At 55.4% G+C, this 294-nt stretch carries 1 pseudogene; it reads right to left on the reverse strand.

The annotated features are described in order from the left end of the window. Positions 1-248, reverse strand: a pseudogene (locus NE473_RS31720) (serine/arginine repetitive matrix protein 2); the annotation flags it as partial. Positions 249-294: the final 46 nt, after the last annotated feature.

Below are 294 nucleotides of genomic sequence, written 5' to 3' on the forward strand. Positions count from 1 at the left end.
CAGTCAAAGACGTGCCGCTCATGGATGTGGGGCGTCCCCTCGTCCAGATGGAGCGCCCAGTCCAGGATGTGGATATGGGAACCAAAGCGGCGCTCAAATTCCTGATAAAACTCATTGACGATGGAAAAGAGCGTATCCGGCGAGACGGATTCTCCCATCGTGCCGATCTGGTAGATACTTTCCTCCGGGCAGGTCTTGTTGTTTTTCAGCAAGTCCTCCACAGTGCGGTTGCGCTCGGTGTGCCGGGACGGAAGTCCAAAAACGCTTCAAAACGGCGGACAGCCAGAACCTGAT

The sequence above is a fragment of the Hungatella sp. SL.1.14 genome (assembly GCF_024460495.1).
Lineage (GTDB): Bacteria > Bacillota > Clostridia > Lachnospirales > Lachnospiraceae > Hungatella > Hungatella hathewayi.